Source organism: Maribellus mangrovi, assembly GCF_037646455.1.
GTDB lineage: Bacteria > Bacteroidota > Bacteroidia > Bacteroidales > Prolixibacteraceae > Draconibacterium > Draconibacterium mangrovi_A.
This window is the reverse complement of record NZ_JBBIXN010000003.1, coordinates 56306-73631: the sequence shown is the minus strand read 5'-3', so window position 1 is coordinate 73631 and position 17326 is coordinate 56306. Positions and strand designations below refer to the sequence as shown.

The 17326-nt window shown below is 42.5% G+C and carries 13 protein-coding genes; 11 read left to right on the top strand and 2 right to left on the bottom strand.

The window, feature by feature from the left end:
- Positions 1 to 91: 91 nt before the first annotated feature.
- The 8 genes from WFY05_RS13205 (at position 92) to WFY05_RS13170 (ending at position 12207) form a co-directional block, all read left to right on the top strand.
- A complete protein-coding gene (locus tag WFY05_RS13205; protein WP_340113361.1) occupies positions 92 to 952 on the top strand; it encodes a DUF4382 domain-containing protein in 861 nt (286 codons plus the stop codon).
- Positions 953 to 1181: 229 nt separating this feature from the next.
- Positions 1182 to 3329, top strand: coding sequence for a TonB-dependent receptor (locus tag WFY05_RS13200; protein WP_340113360.1), 2148 nt, complete (start codon positions 1182 to 1184; stop codon positions 3327 to 3329).
- 189 nt (positions 3330 to 3518) lie between these two features.
- Positions 3519 to 4160, top strand: a complete 642-nt coding sequence (locus tag WFY05_RS13195) for a hypothetical protein (RefSeq protein ID WP_340113359.1) — start codon at positions 3519 to 3521, stop codon at positions 4158 to 4160.
- A gap of 113 nt (positions 4161 to 4273) precedes the next feature.
- Positions 4274 to 5305 (top strand): sensor histidine kinase, encoded by a 1032-nt coding sequence (locus WFY05_RS13190; RefSeq protein WP_340113358.1) that lies wholly within the window; start codon positions 4274 to 4276, stop codon positions 5303 to 5305.
- Positions 5306 to 5555: 250 nt separating this feature from the next.
- A complete protein-coding gene (locus tag WFY05_RS13185; RefSeq protein WP_340113357.1) occupies positions 5556 to 6323 on the top strand; it encodes a LytR/AlgR family response regulator transcription factor in 768 nt (255 codons plus the stop codon).
- A gap of 228 nt (positions 6324 to 6551) precedes the next feature.
- Positions 6552 to 8945: a TonB-dependent receptor gene (locus WFY05_RS13180; RefSeq protein WP_340113356.1), complete on the top strand. Its 2394-nt coding sequence runs from the start codon at positions 6552 to 6554 to the stop codon at positions 8943 to 8945.
- 159 nt (positions 8946 to 9104) lie between these two features.
- Positions 9105 to 10400, top strand: a complete 1296-nt coding sequence (locus WFY05_RS13175) for a glucuronyl esterase domain-containing protein (protein ID WP_340113355.1) — start codon at positions 9105 to 9107, stop codon at positions 10398 to 10400.
- Positions 10401 to 10428: 28 nt separating this feature from the next.
- Positions 10429 to 12207 (top strand): alpha-L-rhamnosidase-related protein, encoded by a 1779-nt coding sequence (locus tag WFY05_RS13170; RefSeq protein ID WP_340113354.1) that lies wholly within the window; start codon positions 10429 to 10431, stop codon positions 12205 to 12207.
- Between the two features lie 25 nt (positions 12208 to 12232).
- On the opposite strand, the gene WFY05_RS13165 is transcribed toward WFY05_RS13170, so the two are convergent.
- On the bottom strand, positions 12233 to 12892 hold the full coding sequence (locus WFY05_RS13165; protein ID WP_340113353.1) for a 3-keto-disaccharide hydrolase: 660 nt from the start codon (positions 12890 to 12892) through the stop codon (positions 12233 to 12235).
- Between the two features lie 164 nt (positions 12893 to 13056).
- Between WFY05_RS13165 and WFY05_RS13160 the strand changes: the two genes are divergently transcribed.
- A complete protein-coding gene (locus tag WFY05_RS13160) occupies positions 13057 to 13512 on the top strand; it encodes a hypothetical protein (protein WP_340113352.1) in 456 nt (151 codons plus the stop codon).
- A gap of 58 nt (positions 13513 to 13570) precedes the next feature.
- On the opposite strand, the gene WFY05_RS13155 is transcribed toward WFY05_RS13160, so the two are convergent.
- Complete coding sequence (locus tag WFY05_RS13155) at positions 13571 to 14467, bottom strand: hypothetical protein (protein WP_340113351.1); 897 nt, start codon at positions 14465 to 14467, stop codon at positions 13571 to 13573.
- A gap of 141 nt (positions 14468 to 14608) precedes the next feature.
- Between WFY05_RS13155 and WFY05_RS13150 the strand changes: the two genes are divergently transcribed.
- Both WFY05_RS13150 and WFY05_RS13145 read left to right on the top strand, forming a co-directional pair.
- Positions 14609 to 16357, top strand: coding sequence for a sensor histidine kinase (locus tag WFY05_RS13150; RefSeq protein WP_340113350.1), 1749 nt, complete (start codon positions 14609 to 14611; stop codon positions 16355 to 16357).
- A gap of 125 nt (positions 16358 to 16482) precedes the next feature.
- Positions 16483 to 17172, top strand: coding sequence for a response regulator transcription factor (locus tag WFY05_RS13145; protein WP_340113349.1), 690 nt, complete (start codon positions 16483 to 16485; stop codon positions 17170 to 17172).
- Positions 17173 to 17326: the final 154 nt, after the last annotated feature.

Here is a 17326-nt window from a genome sequence, read left to right as displayed (position 1 = left end):
AGAATGACCATTGAATCAGTTGAGATGCCGCCACTGCAGACCCCGGCGGCTTTCAACACTTTTTTACTAAAAAAATAAGACAGAATACAGCATGAAAAAAATTGGATTTGTATTGATGATAATTGTTTTAGGAACCGCGTTAATGCTTTCGTGTAGTGAGGATGATACGGTGAATAATTACACGGAAGGAAAGGGAAAAGTGAACATCTATCTTACTGATGCTCCTTTTCCTGTTAACCTGGTTTCTAAAACTGTTGTGGTCATCGATAAAGTTGAAATAAGAAAACAGGAAAGCGATACCACCGGAGCAGAATTTATAACACTTACAGAGGAACCAATGGAAGTTGACTTGCTAAGTCTGTCGAATGGTGTGACAGAACTTCTGGCTTCAGTGGAACTGGATGCGGGTTCCTACGACATGATCAGAATGCACGTTGGTGAATCAAGCGTTTACCTGAACGACGACACAAAATTCGATCTGAAAGTACCAAGTGGTTCAAGCAGCGGCCTTAAAATAAAAATTAAGCCGGCCATTGAAATCAGTAACGGTCAAACTGCCGATGTGCTACTCGACTTTGATGTTAGCAAATCATTTGTTGCCAAAGGCAACTGGAAAAAAGGAAATATTATTGGGTTCAACTTCAAGCCGGTGATTCGGTGCGTCCTCCTCGATATGGCTGGGCGTATCGAAGGCACCGTCCTTGATACTGCCAATACAGCACTGGAACACGCGTCTGTGAAAGTGTGGATGGAAACTGAAGAGATGAATGACAGCTTAATAACTTCTGCATTTACAAACCCGGATGGTAATTACCAGATCATAGGGATTCTGGCAGGAAACTACTATGTGACATGCGAGTTAGATAGTTTTACGACAGATACCGTTTTTAATGTTAATGTTACGACAGGAGAATCAACGGAAGTTGATTTTATGTTGACTCCCGAACCGTAAAGATTGTATGAGGGATGCGTAGATCAAACTTATCAATCAGTTTGGTCACGGCTTTGAGGTTTTTTAGTACGGGCTGCCCATTGTTGAATGGGCAGCTTTTTTTATGTCCATCACCCACTCTACAATTCATCCCAAAATTACTACACTTCAGTCAACCTATTTTTTAAAAGCCTGATTTTCAGCGGAGATTTGAATCGTGAAAACAATAAACGATTTAATACTTCGAGTCATGAAACAAGCTTATAAAACAACTACAACAACAATCCTTCTACTCATTTCGGCAATCTTTGTAACAGCACAAACCAACATTTCCGGAGTGGTTACCGACAAACATGGTGAGCCAATTACAGGAGTAAATATTTTTATAGAAGATACTTACGACGGAGCTAGTTCGGATGACGAAGGACGGTTTAGTTTCCGCACAACAGAAAACGGGAAACAGGTACTGATGGCCACTTTTATTGGTTACAAATCCTGGGAACAGGAAATCGAACTGTCCGCAGAAGTCCATGTTCAGATCGAATTGCAAGAAAGCGTAAACACCCTCGACGCCGTAACCATTACTGCCGGCAGTTTTACGGCCAACGATGAAGGGCGCGCTTCGGTGATGAAGCCTCTGGATATTTATACCACGCCAAGTGCCAACGGCGATGTGATGGCTGCCATCCGCACCATGCCAGGAACACAGGCTTCAGCCGACGACGGTCGTTTGCTGGTGCGTGGCGGCGATGTTTACGAAACAGCGACTTACATCGACGGCTTAGTTGCCGCCAAACCCTACTACTCGAAAACTCCGGATGTTGCTACCCGAGGCCGTTTTGCACCTTCGTTATTTAATGGCGTTCAGTTCAACACGGGTGGTTATTCGGCTGAATACGGACAGGCACTTTCATCGGTTTTAGTGCTTAACTCAACCGGGAAAGCTGAGAACGACAATACAGGAATTTCGTTGATGAGCATTGGCGGAGAAGCCAACCACACCAGCAGCTGGGACAAAAGTTCATTAATGCTTTCGGGCGGTTATGTCAACTTTGCCGGATACGATAAGCTTTTTAACAGCAACATCGACTGGGTAAAACCGGTAGAGTCGGTAAATGGAACAGCCGTATTTCGCTACAAACCGCGTTCTTCGGGCCTGTTTAAAGCATACTTTACTACCGATTACGGCAAGCTCGCTTATAATGTCCCTGCCGGTAGTGATAGCAATCCCATGAAAATCTCAAATCGCGGAATAACAGTTTATTCCAATCTTTCGTACCGCGACTGCATTTTCGATAAAACCTGTTATCGCGTGGGTGTTTCTGCTACTTTTCAGGATCAGAAGACCGGGATTGGTGCCGATGATGTCGATACACGCGAGTGGAGTGTTGAATCTCGTTTTGCCGTTATTCACGATTTATCGGAAGGCATAAAACTTACCTGGGGAGCCAATGAAACATCTCACCTTTACAACCAGGATTATATTCGGGCTGAAGGAGAAAATTACACAGGTGAATTCGACGATCACTTATTTGGAGTATTTGTTGAGCCTGAGATAAAATTCACGAAAAACCTGGCCATTCGTCCTGGATTGCGAAGCGAATATTCTTCGGTAATTAATAAATGGAATGTGGCACCGCGTTTTGCTGTCGCTTTAAAAACCGGCGAAAATGCGCAACTCTCGGCTGCGTGGGGAATGTATCATCAGACACCTCAGCCCGACTGCCTGAAACTGAAAACTGATCTTGATTTCGAAAAAGCCACGCACTACATTTTAAGTTACCAATTCGGCAATGTTTCTGAACGCTTGTTCAGGGCCGAAGCCTATTATAAAACTTATTTAGATCTGATCTCCCACTCAGCCGGAGAAAACGGATTACCAACCAATCTTCAGAATACCGGCAACGGTTACGCCGGTGGATTTGACATATTCTGGCGCGATCAAAAGAGTATTAAAGGTTTCGATTACTGGATCACTTACTCTTACATCGACACCAAGCGGAAATACAAGTATTACCCGGAGAAAGTCACGCCTGAATTTATTTCTGATCATACTTTTTCGGTGGTAGGAAAATACTGGGTGAGTAAAATAAATACACAGATCGGGATGTCATTCACTGCAGCCAGCGGCCGTCCTTACAACGAACCAAACTCGAATACATTTAACGGCGAAAGAACAAAAATGTATTCCGACCTCAGCCTGAATTTCAGCCACGTATTTTACCTCGGCAACCATTACTCTGTATTTTACTGCTCGGTAAACAACGTGCTCGGAAATGACAATATCCTGAGTTATCGTCCGACAGGAATCGCCGATGCGCATGGGAATTACAGCCTGGTTCCTGTAAAACGCGACCTGAAACGGATGGTGTTTGTGGGGCTGTTTCTGAACTTTTAGTTAGAACGTCATCCCGAACTTGTTTCGGGATCTATCATTCAGAAGATGCTGAAACAAGTTCAGCATGACTCAATACAACAATTCATCCTGCAAAATCAACAGTTCAGTAAGGAACAATTTCAAGAGCCGACAATTCCATAGAAATTTGAATCAGAAAATCATTCACAATAACAATTAAAAACAAACGAAATGAAAACAATTATTACCATCCTTTTTGTAGCCATTGCTACCACAGCCTTTTCTTCGAAGTACGAAGAAACCATGAAAACAAACATCGATAAACTGTACACGCTGAATTCTTCAATTGAATTACAGGCGCTGGCCAACCAGTTCGAACGCATAGCCAATGCCGAAGCCGACAAATGGCTGCCCGATTACTACGCCGCTTACTGCTGTATTCGTTCCACTTTTTTTGATAACATGGAGGCCGATGCAAAACACATACAGCTCGACAAAGCACAACAACTGGTTGACAAGATCATGAAAAGCCATGATGATGAATCGGAGATTTTTGCACTGCAGGCTTTGTTGTACCAAATCAGAATTACCGACATAAGCAAAGGAGCAAAATATTCGCAAAAAGCTGCCGAAGCCATTGCTGTTGCCGAAAAACTGAATCCTGAAAACCCAAGGGTATACTACTTACGCGGAAGCAACACTTTCCACACACCAAAGTTTTTTGGTGGAGGTGCCGAAAAAGCCAAACCCGATTTGGAGAAAGCTGCCTCAATGTTTGAAAGCCAGGTGCAAACGGATCCGCTGCAACCAACCTGGGGAGCGCATCACAACAAAGAATTGTTAAGCCAGTGCAGCGAAGTTGAAAACAATTAAGCCATGTTAAAGAGATCTTTGATGCAGCAGCCCTGAAAATGCATCATCGGTCTCTTTACATGTTTCAGTTCCTATAAAAATTACTAATTTGTCACCTGCAAAATCTTTCACCCTTGAGAAATAAAATTGCCATACGAATTACCACCATTGTTGTTGTTTCAATTCTGATCGGAATTGTCACGAGTTTACTGATGGGTGCAAGTCTGAATAAATCGCTCGAATCCTATTTGTGGAACGCCGGTTATTCCATTTCGCTGGGGTTTCCATTGTTTCTAAATGGCCTGCTTTTCGATAAAGTAGCATCCCGTTTTATCGACTGGATTCAAAAACCGATAAAAAGCATTTTAACCGCGCTTCTTGTACATCTCGTTTATTCCAGTATTGTAATTTTTATTGTAAACTGGTTTTGGTTTATTGTGATTCTCAACCAGGAATGGGAAAATTTCTGGACCTGGAATAAAGCCACAATCATTTCTGAATACATCATTTTCATTATCATTGCCGCTATTATTTATGCCGTTTCGTTTTTTAAGGCCTGGCGCGAAGAAGTGAGGCAAAAAGAAAAAGTGAAAAGCGAAGCACTGGCACTACAATACAAAGTTCTGCAGGATCAGATCAACCCGCATTTTCTGTTCAACAGCCTCAATGTGCTACGCAGCCTCATCGATCTGGATATGGAAAAAGCCAAATCATTTACAGGTGAACTTTCTACCTTTTACCGCGACCTCCTGCATTTTAAAAATATCGACATTGTTTCGCTGAAAGAAGAAATCGATTTTGTAAAAAAATACATTTATCTGCAACAAATCCGTTTTGGTGAAGCATTGCAGGTTGATATTATTGCCAACCAAAAAATTGATGGCAAGGTGATTCCGCTTTCGCTCCAATCGCTTGTCGAAAATGCAATAAAACACAACGAAATGTCGATGGCCAATCCGCTGAAGATCGTTATTGCCATTTCAGATGATTACGAACTGGTGGTTGAGAATAACCTGCAGCCAAAAAAATCAATTGAAACACCTAGTCAGACCGGGCTAAAAAACCTGGCCGGACGTTACAAATACCTCACCGGAAAAGAAATGGTAATAACAAAAAATACACACTATTTTAGAGTGAGTTTGCCGTTAATAAAGCTGAAGGATTGAGGGAATGAAGAACCGAAGGATAGATTTAGGAGATGTATCAGGACGTTTGAAGTTTGGAAACACATAAAAAATGAACGTTTGGGAAATTTAATTTGAAAATTTATATCCCCCGTTTCGGCCTCGCACCTTATTCCGGAGCTTGCGGCCTCAACTGTCCACCTCAGTTGAGGGGGACAGCTGGAGTCGGTGACTTCGAAGAAGCGCTGATGAAAGCAGGGGGTAAATAATAATAAAAGCTCGAAGCTAGATTATGAAAGTACTGATTGTTGAAGACGAGCCACTGGCTGCCGCACAACTGGCTGCACACATTTCGGCATTAAGACCCAATGCAGAAATTCTGGCTGTGTGTGACACGGTGAAAGCAGTGGTTGATTGGATGAGCAACAACGAAGCTCCCGAGCTTGCTTTTTTTGATATCCAGCTGGGTGATGGACTGAGTTTCGATATCTTCGATCAGATCGATTTCAAGTCGCCTGTGATCTTCACTACAGCGTACAACGAATACGCCATCAGGGCTTTTAAGGTAAACAGCGTCGACTATCTCCTGAAACCCATCGAACGCCCTGAATTGGAAAAGGCGCTTATTAAATTTGAGCAACTTGCAAAACCGACAACAACTTCTATTTCGCCTGAAATTCTTACGGAAATCATCGACTCGTTTAAAAAACAAGATTATAAAGAGCGCTTCCTGGTAAAAGTCGGCACACACCTGCGCGTGATCGAAACCACCGAAATTTTGTATTTCTACAGTTTTGAAAAAGGAACGTACGCCAAGCTCAACGACGGCAAAGATTACCTGCTCGATCAAAGCCTGGAACTGGTGGAGGGCATGGTGGATCCGTCACAATTTTTTAGGATCAACCGAAAATACCTTGTCGCCTTAAAGTCGATTACCGATGTGGTGACTTACAGCAACTCGCGCCTGAAATTAAAAGTAAAAAATCCGAACGATGACGATTTTTTGGTGGCCCGTGAAAAAGTGAAAGACTTTAAATGCTGGCTGGAAGGAGGAGTTTAACGAATACCCTTAGCATACCACATTTCATTTTTCATCCCCGGTTTAACTTCGTGTTGTAACATCAAATCCGATTGATCATTAACGTTTTCTGGCTCCCTGCAAAAAATTGGCAAAATGATCCTTAATTTTTAAATCTGGTCACCCACTGCAAATGAAGCGGCACAACAGTTGGACAAATTAAAAATTGGCGATATCTTTACTGATAGTCAGGTGATTAAATTAAGAAAAATGCAACCAAAAAACCTGCTCCCATTTTTGCTGACAATACTGTCGTTAAATCTTTTTGCCCAAAACGAAAACACATTTAATCAGAAACAACAATTTGTTCCACTTTTTCAAAAGCTTTACCTCCATACCGATCGCGAATACTATTTCAACGGAGATACGATTTGGTTTGCAGCTTATCTGCTTCATCCGCAATTGCACCATCCAATAAAAACCGACTGTAATTTATACGTCGAGTTAGCAGATAGTGCTGCCAACATTGTACAAAAAGAAATATTTCCCATTGAGCAAGGATTTTGTCCCGGACAGCTAATACTTGATGATTCAAGCTCAAAAGCCGGTACTTACCTGATTCGGGCCTACACCGATTTACTGGGAGCTTACGGCGATGATCTGATCTTTTCAAAATCACTGAGAATTTCCCGGATAAAAAACCAGGTTATTTTTGAGCATCAGCAACCAATGATCACCAAAGTAAATATCGATCTCCTTCCCGAAGGTGGATTTCTGCTAGCCGACAAATACAACCAGATGGCTTTTAAAGCTACTGATGATGCGGGTAAAATTGTTAATATTAATGGTAGTCTGTTCAATAGCAAAAGTGAAGAACTATTGAAGTTTTCTTCGTTGTACGACGGAATGGGCATCATTCACTTCGTTCCCGATCAAAATGAAACATACACGCTTGAAATTGATGGATATACTAATGTTGAGTATACTTTCCCCGAGATCAGGAGCAGCGGAATTAAATTGATGGTCACGCGACAAAATAAAAATGGTGTTGAGTTGGTTGTCATGTCAAATAATCCAGGCAACAACGAAACTTATTCCGTGGCCTCAATGCACCGAAGTTCATTGACTTCTGTTGCCGACATTGGAACATGTGATTCCGAAAAAACAGTTTCGATAAAAAAAGAACTGTTAAAAACGGGCATTAATCGACTGGTTCTTTTGGACCAAAATTTAGTGCCAATTTCTGAACGTCTTGTTTTTGTTGATAATTCAGATAATGTGCCGCTCGAATTAAAACTGAATAAGTCGCAGTTCAATCCTCGTGAAAAAGTAGAAATTGAAGTTACCGGCAATAAAAATATCCATTCAAACGAAAACGTAAATATTTCTGTCACAGTTATCGAAAATAGTACAATTCCTTCCACCGGTGTAACTCAAAACATTAATTCGTACCTGCTGGTTGACTCTGAACTAAAAGGATACATTGCCAATCCTGCCGGTTATTTTAGCGATGATCCAAAGATCTCATCGGCACAAAAGCTCAACCTCTTAATGCTCACCCACGGCTGGAGTAACTATGTCTGGAATTCGTTATCGGGAAAATACACAATACCGGATTTTGAAACGCAACTGGGATTAAGACTAAGTGGAATCGTTAAAAATTATTATCAGACAAAAAGGTTAAACGATGCCAGCGTCATGCTAAGTGTTTTCAGCGCTGAAAATGAATTTATGACTTTTACCCCAACCGATTCATTGGGCCGCTACACATTCAAGAATGTGCAATTTTACGATTCGGCCACTGTCATTGTCCAGGGAACCAATCGTAAAAACAGACCAAACACAACCATCACCTTAAACAACCTACAATTTGCTTCTCCTGAATTGACAGCTTCTGAACTATTAATGAGCAGAACTTTCTCAAGCGCACCGATTTCTATGCTTCAAAGAAAATATAAAAATGAATTGGAGCTAAAAGAGTTTTTCCCTGATCGTTATACTCATCTATTGGAAGACATAAATGTAATTGCCGATAAACCGGTAGAAGAAAATAATGGTAAAATTAAAATCTATGGCGAACCCACTTACTCATATACGATGACTGATAATGCTTATGCCTATCCTAATATTATAGAATACCTGAAAGGCCGGGTTCCCGGTGGATTTGGAGGAGTATATCTTATCGATGGGATTGAAGTTGTCGGAAGAGATTCGATGTTTGACCCTGTAACATCCATTCCTATGGAATCGATTGAAAGAGTGGATATTATAAAACATGCCGGAGCTGCCATTTTTGGGATGAGCGGAAGAGATGGTGCTGTAAATATTATCCTGAAACGAGGGGGTGAATATGCTCCTTCTCCATTTGTTCTTAAAGGGACTTTAGTGAGACGGATTAAAGGGTTTTCGAGCTACCGGGAGTTCTATTCTCCTAAATATACCAGCGAAAATATTCATTCCGAAATTCCGGACAAACGCACCACTTTATACTGGAATCCTTCACTCAAGCTTGATCGCAGGAAAGCCCACATATCTTTTTATACCTGCGACAACAGTACCGATTATAAAATATTTATCGAAGGAATTACTGAAACCGGTAAGATTTGCCTGGGTGAAGCAGAATTTACGGTGAATGAAAAAGATCGGGCTGCAGACGATTTTTAAACGGATATTTAATGTGCGTTTATAAAAAATAAGTTCCGCACAGCGCATCAGGCGAAATTTGTGGCTGCAAGAATGATCACCTCCCCCTAAATTTTGTAAATTACAGGCAACTAAATCGATAAGGAAATTCAACCAGGTGATCCAACTAAACTTTCAAAAATGAAACCGAAACTTTTTATTCCCTTTTTATTACTCGTATCAATATTTGGCTCCCATAAAAGTACAGCTCAGGATGCCGTTGAAAAGGTTGCCGGAATTCCGGTCAATTATGATGAAGCACTTGTTAAGCCGTACACCTTGCCCGATCCGCTTACCCTGTCGAAAGGGCAAAAAGTGAGTGATGCAGAGACTTGGTATTCCTCGAGAAGACCCGAGATTGTACGTTTATTCGAGGAACACCAATTTGGGAAAACACCGGACCGGAGCGAAGTCAGCTTTAAAGTATTTGATACCGGAACGCCAGCCTTCAATGGTCAGGCAATCCGAAAGCAGGTAACCCTCTACTTTACAAACGACACTTCTGACCATAAAGCCGACCTGCTGATTTATCTTCCTTCCGATTCCAAAGGACCTGTTCCTTTGTTTTTAAATATCAGTTTTGTTCCTAATCAAGTGACAGTGGATGATCCGGGTGTACGAAAAGGTATGATGTGGGGCCGCGAGGGAAAGAAAGTCCCGGTACCCAATGGAATGACATTCGGAAGGATGGATGCAGAAAAATTCATCGCTGCAGGCTATGGATTTGCCACAATATATTACGGCGATATCGAGCCCGATTTTGCAAAAGGCATTTCTTATGGCATCAGAGGCTATCACCTGAAGAAAGAAACAAAATATCCTGCTCCTGATGAATGGGGCGCCATAGCTGCCTGGGCCTGGGGACTTAGCTGCACCATGGATTACATGGAAACGGACAGCGGGATCGATTCAAAAAAGGTAGCCCTTTTTGGTATTTCCCGTTTAGGAAAAACGGTTTTGTGGGCCGGCGCACACGATCCGCGTTTCGGGATGGTCATTGCCAGTTGTTCGGGTGAAGGAGGAGCAGCGATTTCGAGGCGAGAATATGGAGAGACGATCAAACACATGACCGATTCAACGAGGTTTTTTTACCAGTTCTGCGGAAACCGGGCAAAATATGGCGATGATCCCGGTCAGTCGCCGGTGGATGCGCACATGTTAGTTGCTTTGATGGCTCCCCGACCGCTTTTGCTGCAAACGGGAACGGCTGACAACTGGTCGGATCCGAAAGGTGAGTTCCTGGCAGCAGTGGCGGCTGAGCCCGTTTATGAACTACTTGGAAAGAAAGGATTGGGAACCGAGACGATGCCGGCTGCCAATGTTCCGATCCTGCACGATCTGGGCTATTTTATGCACGAAGGAGGACATGGAGCCATGCCCGGCGATTACCATATTTTCCTACAATTTATGGACATGCATTTTTCAAAAACCAAGTAACAAATCGACTGACAAATCAAATCTACCGATGAAATCAGGAATAATATTCGCTTTAGTATTTACAGTTCTGCTGCAGACAAACTGTTTCGGACAATTACCGCCCGTATTTGGGCCTGAATATGAAGACCTTGCCAGAAAAGATGAATTGACACGTGTTTTTATTTCTCCGCAACGTGTTATGTGGATATCCGATCAGAGCGGAGAACTTATCAGCAATACTGAAGTGTTGTTGAAAATGGGAAACAGCCAGTCGGAAATGAGTCAACGAAAGATCTTTTGCTCCATGAAAAGCACGGATAATGACACGGCTTCCATTTTGCTTGATTATGGGAAAGAACTTCACGGGGGACTACAACTGGTGATGGGAGGTTCCTCGCGCCGCGAACCTTCGCTGGTCCGGATCCGTTTTGGGGAATCGGTCGGAGAAGCAAACAGCCAGACATTTAACTCAGACTGGTTAATGGGTTTCTCAACCGACGACCATGCCAAGCGGGACATTGTAATGGAAATACCGCGTACAGGGCTTATTGAAATTGGGAACACCGGTTTTCGCTTTGTTCGCATTGATCTGTTGCAGCCCAATACTACCATCAACCTGAAAGAAGCCAGTGCCATTTTGCGTTACCGCGACATCCCCTATCTCGGTTCTTTTCAAAGCAGCGACGACCGACTGAATAAAATCTGGATGACCGGTGCCTATACTACCCATTTGAACATGCAGGAATACCTTTGGGATGGTATTAAACGCGACCGGCTGGTGTGGCTGGGCGATTTTCACCCGGAGTTAAAAACCATTACAAAAGTTTTTGGCTACAACGAAGTCGTTCCCCGAAGCCTTGATTTGGCTTGTGAACAATACCCGCTCCCGAGCTGGATGAACGGCATGAGTTCCTACTCGATGTGGTACCTTATTATTCACCACGACTGGTACATGCAAAATGGTGACTTGAATTACCTGAAACAACACCGGGATTATATTGTGGGTCTGATTGACCTGATCGATTCAAAAATAGAAGATGACGGCACGGAAACCTTAAGCCGTTTTCGTTTTTTGGATTGGCCTTCTACTCCAAACGCAGAAGGTGTGGAAGCCGGTTACCGTGCACTACTGCTCTGGGCGCTGGAAGATGCCCGTAAATTGTGTGAAATTCTGGATGCGCCGGATGCAGTCCAACAATGTAACTCTTCCATTGAAAAACTGAACCGAAAAGTGAAAGGGCACAACGATTTGAAACAAGCTGCTGCATTAATGGCCGTTGCAGGAATTTTAGATCCTGCCAAGGCTTGTGAAGATGTAATTGCGGTTGACGGAGCAAAGCGTTTTTCCACGTTTTACGGCCTTTACATGCTAGATGCACTGGCCATGGCCGGCATGTACGATCAGGCGCTCGAAATCATCAGCGATTACTGGGGCGGAATGCTCGACATGGGTGCCACCACTTTTTGGGAAGATTTTAATGTTGAGTGGATGGAGAATTCTGCCCGCCTCGATGAGTTTACACCCGAAGGGATGAACGACATTCATGGGTCATTTGGAGCATATTGTTATCCGAGTTACCGCCATAGCCTTTGCCACGGCTGGTCGTCGGGAGTAACCGCATGGCTTACCGAGAATGTACTGGGCATAAAAGTGGTGGAGCCGGGATGTAAAACACTAATAATAGATCCACACCTTGGAAACTTGGAATGGGCAGAAGGCAGTTTTCCAACACCACTGGGTGTGGTTAAAGTAAAACATACTCAACAGGCAAACGGGACTATTGAAACAAAAATCGAGGCTCCTGACGGGATTAAAATTATTCGGTAAAAGGCGTTGATTTCGTTACAAAGTACTACAACGCTTTAATTCTGATGTTCTTAAACCAAATTGGTGCGCCGGCATGTTTTCCCTGAAAACCAATTTTGCCTTTGGTTGCTAATTCGGCAAACGGAGTACTTAGCCACGAAGGAATGTCTGTACCGTCCGGATTCTTCGTTCCGCTGGTCCAAAGTGCCATGTCCATCTCGGTAACGGTTTTTCCATTTAATTCAACGGTGATATTCTGATCCTGACACCTCACTAACATCTTATTCCATTTACCCGGTTTTTTAACGCGGCTTTCGCTGGCTGCTAAATGTCCGAAAATAGCGCCACACTGCCAGGTTTTATCGGCCGTTGCCCATTGCTCTGCATAGTCATCGGCAATTTGTATTTCAACGGAATTGGGGATCCAGTTCTCGGTATCGGTGCAATACACAATGACACCACTATTTGTTCCTTCGGCTGTTTTGAATTCCAGTTCCAAAACAAAATTATCGTAGTCATCAACGGTCCAGATACATTCATCTTCGCTTGCCGTTAACACACCGTTCTCAGTTCTCCAAACTCCTTCTTTGTATGCAGCATTCGACAAATCATCTTCGAACAAATTTTTCCAAGTCGGTTGTGCCTGCAACGAAGTTACCACAACAACGCACAGCATAATTAAGAGCATCAATTTTTTTGATTTCATGATTCCGTTTAAATTTCAGTGATTATGTCCGAAGATAGAGATTTTTGATGAAGATGACCGGCCGGAATTTTTAGATAATGAATACGTATAAACAACAATCCTGAATGAATTGAACTTTTTGGCAAGTTTCTCGTAGAATCCGGCACACCAAAAAAATAAGCCTTATGAAAAAAATTTTGTCTCTATTCACACTGATTGTCCTGCTTTGCGGGTTTACAACTGCTCCCAAAAGCACAAACGAAGAAGCAGCCATGAATTCCATCAATGGCTTTTACAAAGCCATGTCTGACTTTGCTTACGCAAAAGTAGGCGATTTCTGCACGGAAGATTTCTGTGTTATCGACAACGGAATGTATTACAAAAATCTCGATGAATTTTTAGCGATGCTTAAAGAATTTGAGGGTTCCGAATTTAAATATAATATGGAAGTTATGCGTTCCAGATTTAATGGAAAATCGGGCTTGATAATTTTAGAGTTTAATATAGATATCATCTCGGGAAACGATAAGATGCACATAACAGCTTTAGAAAACTATGTTGTTCAGAAAGTGAAAGGAGATTGGTTAATCGCTTTTATTCAGAGCACGCCAATTCAGCCGGACGGATATGCACATCAATAAATAAGAAAAGCCGGCTGCCTTTTCAGGTAACCGGCTTTTGGGTTTCTGTTTTTGCTGTTTAATTCTCTTCTTCTTTTTCTTCTACTTCGACGTTAACTTTAACTTCGTCGCCTTCCTTTATTTTTTTGATCACGATTTTCTTCCCGTCTTTTTCGATGACTTTTTCACCCTCTTCCATATCTTCAACACTCCAAACATCACCGTCTTCAAGAATTTCGACTTTGCCATCGTCGCCGGCTATTACCTTTATGCGTTTTTCAATCTGAGGATGAGCACCATGCATCATTGGCGCACCTTGAATGATAATCTCCTCATTCATTTCAATATCTTCTTCTGAAGGTTTTTCGCGAACGATAACGATCTTTTCCTTGCCGTCTTTCAACTCCTTTTTCTCGTACGAAATAATACCCGGATCACTCAAGTCGATCACGTTTCCCTTTTTGCGATCGCCAATAAACATCATTTTATGCGGTGCCGGTGGTGCTCCAAAAAATACATCCTCATCGCTGTCGGCATGACATTTCATTACATTAACGTTCTCACCGTCGTCGCTGGCAATCACTTTAACGCGATATTGTTTGGTCGAATCGTCGTCGGTTTTGAATTCGTATACCATCGGAGCAGTTGCATCTCCCGATTTCATAACAATTACCTTGTGTTTTCCATCGGTTTTCACGTCAAAATCCATGTCCATGTCGAAATCAAAATCTCCATTTTCGCTCACCCATTTCAAACCTCCGTCTTTCCCAATGGTATCACCGTTCCATACAAAAACCTGGTTGGCTTCAAGCACGGTATCAATTTCTACTTTTTTCCCGTTATCATCCACACGTACCAAATTAATGTGCTTTTTCCCTTTTTTAGGTGGATCCTGTGGAATGTCGGTAAACAATACAGCAGAGGTTAACAGAATGGCCGAAGCCAGAATTGCAGCGATTGTAAAAATACTTTTCATTTTTGTGATATTTTTTCGATTTTAATTTCCGAAACAAATATAGCAGTCAAACTGTATATCAAGCCGTTAAAGCCTGGTTAAACTCTGTTAAGGAAAAGTTAAAATCTGATTTTCAGCCACCTAAATCCCTATATTTGAGCCATGAACAAAAAATTATTTACCGGATTGATCGTTCTCATGGGCATCTCTATTTTAGGGATAATTGCCGTACAGTTGATTTGGATGAACAATGCCGTGAGGGTAAAAAACGAAATGTTCGATCGCAGTGTGAACGAGGCCATGCAGCGCACCATCAGCCGTCTCGAAGACATCCATAACTTTGGTGTGGTGAACGACATGATCTTTTCGGACGATTCCTTACATTTCATTGGAAAAGATAAATCCGGTGAAGCCTTTTTCGATAAAGATGAAGAACTGATCTGGCGCACTTCGCCCGAATCGCTGGCTGTTGTTCAAGGAAATGCTGTTAAAAAGAGAAAACCAATTAAAATCATACGCGAATTCTCGCCCGATAAGAAAGACGCTGTTATTGAAATTAAGGTGGAAAACGACAGCGATGATAACAGCACACACACTTTTTCATACAATGTGCGGCAAACCAACCGGCCTGCACATGTTGTTGTTTCTTCGAACAAATCGGCGGCCAACAGCATGGTTTTTATTCAGAGCGATACTATCATTTCCGACGCCGATTCACTTTACACCTACACCACGGTAAAAATCGATTCGGTGCTGATGGAACTGGACACTTTTGATGTGCTTCGCCCCGATTTTAGCAAAAGAGTACAGGTGAAAGCCGGCAACCTGAAACGCATTGCCAATAAAATGGTCAGCGAAGTGTCGGCCTGGGATGTGCGCACGATCGATGAAAACCAGATAAGCGATGTATTAACAACGGAATTACTCCAAGCCAATATCACACTTGATTTTGAATTTGGAATAATTCACGACAGCATTGTCGAATTTCCGATGAGCGTGACCGATTCAGCAGCAGTCGCCAACTCCATTTTCCAGGCGAACCTGTATCCCAACGATATATTTCAGAAAAATATAAAACTGGCCGTTTTCTTTCCGGGAAAAGATGGATTTATTTACCGCTCGCTAAACTGGTTGCTGGTAGCTTCGTTTCTGTTTTCGTTGTTTATTCTGGTGACTTTTGCGCTGAGTATCTTTTATATTCTGCGTCAGAAGAAGATTTCGGAAATGAAATCGGATTTTATCAATAACATGACGCACGAATTTAAAACACCAATAGCCACCATCTCGGTAGCTACCGACTCCATTAATAATGATAAAGTGGTGAACGATCCTGAACGGATCAGGTATTTCGTGGGAATGATAAAAAAAGAAAATACCCGCATGAACCGGCAGGTGGAAGACATTCTGACGATTGCACGCCTCGACCGCAAAGAGTTCGATTTCCGTTGGGAAACCATCGATGCACACGACCTGATCAGCGACGCAGTGCAGGGAATCGAATTGCAGGTGGAGAAACGCAGTGGTAAAATCGATCTCGACCTGAAAGCAGCTAATTCGGTGGTAACTACCGATAAATTGCATGCTACTAACCTGGTGTATAACCTGATTGATAATGCCAATAAATACTCGCCGGATGCACCCCAGATAAAGGTGAGTACAAAGAACACCGCAAAAGGTGTGCTTATTTCAGTTGAGGACAAAGGAATTGGGATGAGCAAGACCGTGCAGGCCAAAATTTTTGAACGCTTTTACCGGCAAACCAGCGGCAACATTCATAATGTAAAAGGCTTTGGACTCGGGTTGAGTTACGTTAAAGCCGTTGTGGAAGCCAACAAAGGAACCATAAACGTAAGCAGCGAACCGGGTAAGGGAAGCAAATTTGATGTATTTTTACCTTTTGTAAGGGAGTAGGCCTCTCCCCGGCCCTCTCCAAAGGAGAGGGAGTTAGGAACGTCATTCTGAACTTGTTTCAGAATCTAAAATAGCAAACAAAAAAGATCCTGAATCCGGCAGTTAACGGACAGGTTGACCAAAAAGTGGAAAAAAAACAACACATATTCCTTTTAGAAGACGATCTGAGTTTTGGGGCAGTATTAAAATCCTACCTCGAAATCAACGACTTTAACGTGACCTGGGTCGACGATGGAAAACTCGCCATGGATAAATTCCGGACCGGTGAATACCACATTTGCATCCTCGATGTGATGTTGCCCAATGTTGACGGATTTACCGTCGGTGCGGAAATTAGAAAGATCAACAAAGAAATACCGATGGTTTTTCTCACGGCCAAAAGTATGAAGGAAGACATCCTAAAAGGCTACAACCTGGGTGCCGACGACTACATTACCAAACCTTTCGACACTGAAGTACTGCTGGCTAAAATTCAGGCCATTGTTAAAAGGCAGTCGGTAGAAGCTAAAACAGAAGACATTATATTTGAAATTGGTTCTTATGCTTTTGATTCAAAGCTCCGGAGCATTTCACGCGATGGCGAAAAACAAAAACTCTCGCCCAAAGAAGCCGACCTGTTAAAACTACTTTGCCAGAACAAAAACGAGCTGCTCAGTCGCGAAACGGCGCTCCGAAAAATTTGGGGCGACGATGGCTACTTCACCGCCCGTAGCATGGATGTTTTTATCACCAAACTTCGCAAATACCTGAAAGAAGATCCCGATATTGAGATCAAAAATATTCATGGAAGCGGATTTATATTGGAAGTGAAGTAAGGACCATTTCCAAAACTAAGGATTCCATTTCTCAAAAAAGATGGAAACCCTCTTGCATACTACCTTCCCCTACAGGGAAGGAGTAAGTAAAACAATTAAAATACCATTACCCTATTTGTTAATTTTCAATTTATTACGGCGATTTATTGAGATC